Annotated in this window: 8 protein-coding genes; 2 read left to right on the forward strand and 6 right to left on the reverse strand. The window is 48.1% G+C overall.

Features of this window, described 5'->3' with window-relative positions; translation table 11 throughout:
* Positions 1-191, forward strand: a 191-nt coding sequence (locus ACN4EG_RS26450; RefSeq protein ID WP_431633278.1) for a hypothetical protein, incomplete at its 5' end; no start/stop codon positions are given.
* Complete coding sequence (locus tag ACN4EG_RS26455; RefSeq protein WP_431633285.1) at positions 191-697, forward strand: ISAs1 family transposase; 507 nt, start codon at positions 191-193, stop codon at positions 695-697. The genes ACN4EG_RS26450 and ACN4EG_RS26455, both read left to right, overlap by 1 nt.
* 394 nt (positions 698-1,091) lie before the next feature.
* Here ACN4EG_RS26455 and ACN4EG_RS26460 read toward each other — a convergent pair whose 3' ends face one another.
* The 6 genes from ACN4EG_RS26460 to ACN4EG_RS26485 all read right to left on the reverse strand — a co-directional run bounded on the left by ACN4EG_RS26460 (position 1,092) and on the right by ACN4EG_RS26485 (position 7,592).
* Positions 1,092-2,486, reverse strand: coding sequence for an amidohydrolase family protein (locus ACN4EG_RS26460; protein ID WP_431633279.1), 1,395 nt, complete (start codon positions 2,484-2,486; stop codon positions 1,092-1,094).
* A 53-nt stretch (positions 2,487-2,539) separates the two neighbouring features.
* On the reverse strand, positions 2,540-2,872 hold the full coding sequence (locus tag ACN4EG_RS26465; protein ID WP_431633280.1) for an Mpo1-like protein: 333 nt from the start codon (positions 2,870-2,872) through the stop codon (positions 2,540-2,542).
* Between the two features lie 210 nt (positions 2,873-3,082).
* A complete protein-coding gene (locus ACN4EG_RS26470) occupies positions 3,083-3,580 on the reverse strand; it encodes a sterol desaturase family protein (RefSeq protein WP_431633281.1) in 498 nt (165 codons plus the stop codon).
* A 173-nt stretch (positions 3,581-3,753) separates the two neighbouring features.
* Positions 3,754-5,199, reverse strand: coding sequence for a 1-acyl-sn-glycerol-3-phosphate acyltransferase (locus ACN4EG_RS26475; protein WP_431633282.1), 1,446 nt, complete (start codon positions 5,197-5,199; stop codon positions 3,754-3,756).
* Between the two features lie 104 nt (positions 5,200-5,303).
* Entirely contained in the window at positions 5,304-6,422 is a 1,119-nt protein-coding gene (locus ACN4EG_RS26480) for an ABC transporter permease (protein ID WP_431633283.1), read from the reverse strand.
* Positions 6,423-6,485: 63 nt separating this feature from the next.
* On the reverse strand, positions 6,486-7,592 hold the full coding sequence (locus ACN4EG_RS26485; RefSeq protein WP_431633284.1) for an ABC transporter permease: 1,107 nt from the start codon (positions 7,590-7,592) through the stop codon (positions 6,486-6,488).
* Between the last annotated feature and the right edge of the window lie 260 nt (positions 7,593-7,852).

Raw genomic sequence — 7,852 nt, forward strand, 5'->3', positions numbered from 1 at the left:
TCATACAAATGGGTACTTGGAGTCATGATGGTTCGACTGGTTGTGTGGTAACTTCTAGCCTAAACCAGACTCCAACGCCCGTCCCGCTTTCGTTTTATTCCTCAATACTTTTGTCAGTCAAGCAGCTCGATGCACTCCATGCTCAAAAAAAACGACTCAGCAAATCATTACCAGCGGCAATGATTATGTAATTGCCGTCAAAGGCAACCAACCGACTCTATTGAAGCAGTTGCAGGCTCAGTTTGAACAACTGCCCCCCTCGAGTGTTGACCATCAAGATGAACAGACCCGTGACCGGGTCACTCGTCGCGCGGTGATTGTTCTAGATCAGATCCCAGCGCTTGATCCAGGATGGGTTGGCATCCAACGGATTATTCGCGTTGAGCGTAGCGGTACAAGGGCACAGAAACCGTATCATGAGGTCATGTTTTATATCAGTTCACTGCCACTAGAGGCCAGTGGCTTTGCCCAGTTCATCCGACACCATTGGCACATTGAAAATCGTCTCCATTGGGTCAAAGATGTCATCTTAAAAGAAGATGAGACTCCCGTTTGTGATGGTAATGCACTCATCAATTTTGTAATTGTGCGCACCCTTAGCCTGAATCTCTTTCGGCTCAATGGCTTTGCTTCAATCACCCGAGGATTGCGATTTCTAGCCCATGATGTCCGAAAACTTTTTTCCTTCTTTCAATAGATCAGCCCTGCCTTTTGAAGGGGGGCTAGGGGGGATCGGATCTGTTGCATTGATTAATCAATTTGGTATTAGGAATTTCCGGCATTGCATAACAGAGCTGTGACAAGAGGGTCAAAGGGACAATCAAGCTTAGGGAACAGAGCATCAATAAAATCCCAATTGGGTAGGGGTAGGAGAGTAAAAGGGTAGGAGGGTAGGGGAATGAAGAGGGGATATTATTTCTTTGCAAATCCCTTAATTTTGTTTCAATTTGTATAATCTCGCTTTCCCAGAAGCTGACCAGCCTCTCAACCCGCCTAACAGGTTTCAGAAATCCTGGTCAGCCCAGCCCTCCTTCTATCACGATTACGAATCTAGGCAACGATTGTGAAGCCAGAACAAGGCTCGTTATGACCTACCGTGCTCCGATCGCGTGCAGATTCGACTTCATCGGCAGCGAATCCCGCAACCGTGCCCCATAGAGATCCAACGCATTGCCACTCAACAACCGTTCTAAATAGGCTCGATCGTCTACCCGATCGGCCACCACCTGCACACAATCCTGCAATACCCCATCCCAATGGCCATAATCCCCTGAGAAACAAGCTAGCTGTTTCCCCGTTTCTCCCATCGCGATCGGCAAATACACCGGAGCCGGATCATCCGATTCAAAGGAAACAAAGATTTGCCCCCGCTGGAAGTAATCGATCGGATCTCGATGCTTCAGATCCCAATGTTCAAACAAACTGGCATCATTAATCTTTTCTGGATCATGTTCCCGCGTCCACAGCAAGTCAAATAAGTTCTTTGCTTGACTAATGATATTACTGTTGTTATGCGTACCCCGTTCCCGTACCATCAGCTTTGTAAATTCCATTAACGAAGGTCGATAGGGATGGTGGGGATCAAAATCACGAATCCGTTTCTCCCAATGTTCATGGAAGGCATGGGCCAAGTCTGGAACCCAACCACAGCCCCCTTCTAGGAAGCCAACCCGCAGGGTGGGGAATTTCTCAAACACGCCATCAAACACCATGCGCGCCAACGCCAATTGTTGCTGGTTGCGTTGCACAAAAATATGACTCAGCACAAAGGTTTCCAAATGATCCGCTAAGCCCCCAACCATGTAGGAACCCGGCCCACCATGTAACCCGATCGCCACATCTAAATCCACCGCTGCTTGTAAAATCGGTTCAAAGTCTGGGTGGCTCAGCGTTTTACAGGTACGAATTTCCGGGAAGGCTTCCGGGGCCGCAGGATGGGGAATCGGCAAATTGGGCGGCAGCGACACCCCCACCATGCCCAACTCATTGACACAGCGATGCATTTCCTTGACCGCTTCCGCCACATCCTGCATGGGCAACACTCCGATCGGCTTTAACCGCCCATCATAGCCCCGACAATCCTCCGCCATGTAGTTGTTATAGGCTCGACAGAGGGCGATCGCCAAATCTCGATCCAAGTAACTCCCAAAACTTAAATTCCACGTTCCATAAATTACATGTACGTCAACACCGTACTGATCCATATGCTCAATCCGAACCCGGTTGAACATCGCCCCCAGCGTGGTTTCTGGATGCAAATTACGAAACCCACCCTTACCCAATCCCTGGGCTTGGGGGTAGATGCGCACTAAATCGTTGTGTCCTGTCTTGGGATTGAAATCCTGGATCTGCATCCGTTGATCCCCTAGGCGATCGACAATCAAATTTGTGCGATCGCGATATTCCGGTTCAATGTAATCTCGAATCACCAAAGGATTTTCTAATTTATGGGCATCGGCATCAATCACCAGCAAATCTTGATACATGGTTTTGCTCCTTATGTTCAGCCCAGTGTTGTAATAACCGTGTTGTTAATCAATCAGTCTGGTGAAAATGACGATCGAGATATCTGCAACCAAATATCCTTGAGCCCAAATAGCCGCTCAAACGACCAAGACAGAGACGCCAAAATTGTAATCCCAGGATATTTGATAAAGGCCGGTTGATTTTTCTCAAATACAGCATGGCCAGCCCAGACCAACGGTTGCGTCAGTAGAATCAGCAAAATTGCAAGTTTCCAATCCATGCGATGGATCAGTGCCAGAACGAGCGAAAGAATGACAGTAAAATTCGCAAAATGATGCAGGGCTTGATTAATTGGATGTTGATGACAGGCAATAAAATGTTCCCTAACCGCAAAAAAGTGAGTCATTCAGCCTCCTAGATGCAAATTGGGAGGGATTGACCACAACCTAACATGTTGACTTCGATCGAATACCGTTGTGTCGAAATTTCTATAAAACGATGCAATAAAAAATGCAGAGTTGAATTTTTTTAAATCCATTTACACCCTGCATAATTTTTTATTGATTATTTACAGCGATTCAGTGAGAAGCCGAGATTTTCTGCGGTTCCTGCTTTTCTACAACCAGCGTAATTCCAAAAAGCCCACTGTAGGACGTTGTAACTCTTTTTCGTCCAGCCAATCCACAACTTTATAAGTACCAAATACCCGATCCCACCAATCTACCGCCAAACCAAAATTGTGGTTCCACATTCCGTATTTATGGTGCACATAATGCACCGGCATTGGCATCCAAAAGCACTTCCGAGGATTTTCATGTTGCAATTGATGGGCATAGGCCGCAAACGCTGCAAAGGCAACGCCTCCGATCGTCCAAGCCAGACCAATCTCCCATGACCAGAAATAGGGAATCGCCATGACAACACAGGTTCCCAACAAATAATCGCGAAACTCCCAAATCACCCCTTGGCCTTCGTTACGACGGTGGTGATCGCGATGTTTTTCACCTAACTTATAGGGCTGATGCATCAATCGATGCACCCAATATTCCACTAAACTAGCTAGCACAAAGGCCGCCACCAAGAAGCCCAGATCCACTGCCAGTCGAGTCAACATAGTTTCTACACTCTCTACACACAAAACGAGTGGGACACTTGACTATTGTGGCACAGGTCTTAGCACAAGGTCTCAGGTAGATCTAAAGACAAGCAGGCAAGGCGGAGACAGACCCGCTCCAATTCACTTGCCCATCACTCCACCCCCATCAGGCAGCAGAGGCACAACATCGCCTAGCGAATCATCGATTGCAGCGCAGCGTGTAAATCTTGGGTGAGGTTTGCGACCGCCTGTTTAGCAGACTTACGATCGCGGGTATAGTCCACCCAGCGATCGCTAACTGAAATAGGTTGGCCAATGGTAAGATAAGCCCTTTGTTTACCCAGTTTGGGCGTATCAAAACTGGGTTGTTCGCCCTTGATTTTAGCAATCATTTCCCACATCAGAATTAACGTTTCCGCAAAGCGATCGACGGTCATTTTTTCCCGCACATATTGCCCTGTCACCGCTACAAACGTCTCTACTAGGCGCATATGCCAAATCCGAAAACTGGCTTCCTCGGCAATCCGATCGGCCAATCCCCGTTCCACCGCAGAGAGAGACTCTAGATTGAGATCTTCCCGATGAATCGCATCCCAAGCAGCTTGCTCCAAGCGACGGCAGCGATCGATAACCGTGCCCCTAGGCTGTAAATTAAAGTCCCGCTCAGCCACCTTCAACGCAATGTCGAGTAGAGTACTTAAGCGTTTACCAAACCGTTCGTTGGGATTTCCAGTCACCGTGGCATAGGGGGGAATATCTTGATGATAAAACCGTTGATAATACTCCTCCATCATGGATAACAAATGCTCACCCAATCGATACATTCGACGATATAAGGCTTCGTCTAAGGTGTCATATCCAAACTGAGAATCGGATTTAAATCCGCAATCTGCTTCCAGTTGAGCGAGCAATTGTTCAATCGCAGTCCAAGGAGGTGTAATGTACTTATACTGCACCCCGATCGGCACAATCAGCACTTCTTCCGATCGACCTGCTTTTTGTAAATCTTCGACACACCAAAATCCAAACTGCGATAATCCTGGTTCCAACGGACTGATGAGTTCACTGTGTCCATTGGTGCCTCCTTCCGGAGCAGCAATTAACGGAAATCGACCATTGGCAAGCAAATCCCGAGCGGAACGTAAACCCGCGCGATCGACTTTACCGCGCATAATCGGAGTCCCGCCCAACTTGGCATACAGCCATCCCATCGCCGAACCCGCCCACAGGGGAATCCCACGATCGTACATAAAATGGGCATGAATCAAATCTGGAAATCGCACACCCATTGACTGCGCTGTCCTAGGCAATAATCGACTCAGCATGTAGCCAATGCAGACCGGATCATCCACACTGGGATGGCGAAACGCTAGGAGCATCCGGATTTTGCCCGATTGGAATTGCTGGTACAAGCTCACTAATTCTTCCAGATTCGTGGCCTCAACTTCAGTTAATGCCGTCTTCCAGCGCATCCACAGAGGTAAAAGCGCATAGGTCAACCGCACCATGTTAGTGTCGAGGTTGGGGGCGATAAATGCAAGGGGAGGCTGAACACGGGAGACAAAGCGAGACACCGGATAACTCCTTAGGGCTTGAGAGGTTAGGTTGGCCAGGGTATGACTTCCAGGATGCCCCATTGTAGTCAGTTTGAGACAGGCCGGAGTAAGAAGTTTGTGCCAGCCGCCAAGGTGGATAGATAGTGACTTTTCGCGCCATCTTTTTGCCCTGCTAGCAGCCAGCATTAACTGAGTTGTTTGCGGAAGCGATCGGTACTAATTGCCATGACAACCATTGCAATGGTGGCTAAGGCTAGGGCATTCATCCACAGGGCTTCTAGGCCCACACCTTTGAGTAAAATGCCCCGCACGATCGCAATGTAATGGCGCAGGGGATTGAGGAGAGACAGGTAGCGAAAGAAGTCAGGCATGGTTTCGATCGGCGCGATCGCCCCTGACAGTTGCACCATTGGTAAGTTGATGAAAAAAGTGGTGAGAACGACTTGCTGCTGGGATTCACACAGGGTTGCCAACATAATTCCCACCCCAATCCCCACAAACAGATAGAGTCCCGACAACAGCATAAATAATGGAAAGCTGCCCTGAAACGGCAATCCAAAAATGCCTCGCCCGATCGACAGGGCCAAGAGGACATCTCCTGTGAGCAGGACAAACATTGGAACCACCTTGGCTAGGAGAATTTCCCAAGCCTCTGCAGGCGTCATCAAGAGTTGCTCCAAGGTGCCCGTATCTTTTTCTTTCACCACAATGACGGCTGAGGAAATGGTTCCAATCAACGTCAACACTAAGCCCATCACCCCTGGAACAAAAAACCAACTGCTGATGAGTCCTTGGTTATATAAAAACGTCACATGGGTTTCTATGGGCAAACTCGTATTCGATCGCCGCAACACATATTGCTGGAGGATTTGATTGATATAACCATTGGCGATTCCTGCCGTGTTCGCATCTACGCCATCTAGCAACACCTGAATCTCTGCTGTTTTTTGCTGGGTCAGATTCCTCGAAAAATCGGGTGGAATCACCATTCCGGCAGTTACCTTACCCGTTTCAACCTGGCGTGCTAGCTGAGATTCACTGGTTAAGACCTGTTCAACTTGAAAGATTTGATTCTCAGTCATAGCCGCAACAATTTCCCGACTTTCGATCGTCTGGGCATAATCGACGACTCCCATCTTGAGGTAACGCACATCTGGGTTGAGCGCAAATCCATAAACCAGCAGTTGAATGGTGGGCGGGAAAATGAGCAAAACGATCAGTTGTTTATTGCGAAGAATTTGTCGAACTTCCTTGCGAACCAAGGCCCAAAAGGGGGAATTAAAAAAACGAGTCAAAAAAGACATGGGATAGAAGCTGGAGAAATGAAGAACTGACAGGGAAGAATTACAGAAAACTGATAATTGAGATTATGCATTCAGTTGCATACGGCTCATCGCTTTGCAGGCCACGTTTAAATAAAGGAATCCCAACAAAGTAATCATCACTAAGTCAACCCAAACACTAGACCAGCCTGTCCCCCGCACAAAGGCATCCCTTGTTACATCAATGTAGTAGCGGGCCGCCACAATATTCGGCAAGAGGGAGAGGGGAAACGGAATATTACTGAGCGGATAGATGAATCCAGAGAGAAGAAATGAAGTGAGAAATCCGACGATGGAGACGCCTTGAACCGCAGAATTTTGATTACTCGATCTCGCACCTAACAGCAAACCAAACATGACCGCTGTCCATAGATAAACTGGCGTCGTCAGTAAGTAAGGGGTTGGGTCGCCTGCGAATCTGAGGTGAAAAATAATTGCGCCTGCCCCCATGACACAGAAGCCCATCATCAGCGCAATCAGTAAGTAGGCAAAGGATTTTCCTAAAATCAATTCAGTGGCGCTAAGGCTGGAAGCATAAACCTGTAAAATCGTGCCTTTTTCTTTCTCACGAACCATGGCAATCGCGGATAACAACGACGGAAAAATCCACAGCACCACCGCATAGACCCCCGGTACGATATAGAGCGATTCCTGGCGTCCGGGATTGAACCACAATCGCGATCGGGCTGCAATGGGTGGATTTTCCGGCAGTAGCCCTTGGGTTTGGGCAAAGGAATTTGTAAAGGCTTTGATGCTGTTTTTGATCACCCGTGCGTTGTTGGCGTCGGTACCATCGACAAGAACCTGAATTTCGCCAACTTTCCCGGCTTTAATGTCCCGACTAAATTCGTGGGGAATGATGACGATGGCTTTTGCTAGTCCTTCATCCAAGGCTTGTTCCACAGGTTGCCGATCGTTCCAGGCCACGGGAGTGAATTGATTCGTGACAAAGAGCCGTTGCATGTAGGTTTGGCTGTAGTTGGACCGATCGAAGTCCTGCACGACTAGGGGAATATCCTTAGCTTCCAAGCGAATGGCAAATCCAAAAATCAGCAGGGTAGCAAAGGGCAGTAGGAAGGCAAGCGCTAGGGTTAAACGATCCCGCTTGAATTGCGCCAATTCTTTCACAACTTGAGAAATGATCCGTTTCATCACGATCCCTGGGTGGAATAGCTGGCTTCCTGATTATCACCCTATTTTTCTCCTCAAGCCGCTGTTCCTCACAGCATTTACCGAAAGTCGTAACAATCGTTCATCCCCCAGGAATTGGTTCATTCCCTGATGATGGTTGCTTCAACCTTTGCCTAAGGGAACAGCGTATAAATAAAATCCCAATTGGATAGGGGGTAGGAGAGTAAAAGGGTAGGAGGGTGGGGGGATGAAGAGGGGATATTATTTCTTGGCAAATCCCT

It is taken from the genome of Alkalinema pantanalense CENA528 (assembly GCF_050753345.1).
Classification (GTDB): Bacteria; Cyanobacteriota; Cyanobacteriia; order Leptolyngbyales; family Leptolyngbyaceae; genus Alkalinema; species Alkalinema pantanalense.

Coding starts and splice junctions, on each gene's coding strand:
- ACN4EG_RS26460 (WP_431633279.1), bottom strand. CDS start 2,486: ATGTATCAAGATTTGCTGGTGATTGATGCCGATGCCCATAAATTAGAA.
- ACN4EG_RS26465 (WP_431633280.1), bottom strand. CDS start 2,872: ATGACTCACTTTTTTGCGGTTAGGGAACATTTTATTGCCTGTCATCAA.
- ACN4EG_RS26470 (WP_431633281.1), bottom strand. CDS start 3,580: ATGTTGACTCGACTGGCAGTGGATCTGGGCTTCTTGGTGGCGGCCTTT.
- ACN4EG_RS26475 (WP_431633282.1), bottom strand. CDS start 5,199: ATGGGGCATCCTGGAAGTCATACCCTGGCCAACCTAACCTCTCAAGCC.
- ACN4EG_RS26480 (WP_431633283.1), bottom strand. CDS start 6,422: ATGTCTTTTTTGACTCGTTTTTTTAATTCCCCCTTTTGGGCCTTGGTT.
- ACN4EG_RS26485 (WP_431633284.1), bottom strand. CDS start 7,592: ATGAAACGGATCATTTCTCAAGTTGTGAAAGAATTGGCGCAATTCAAG.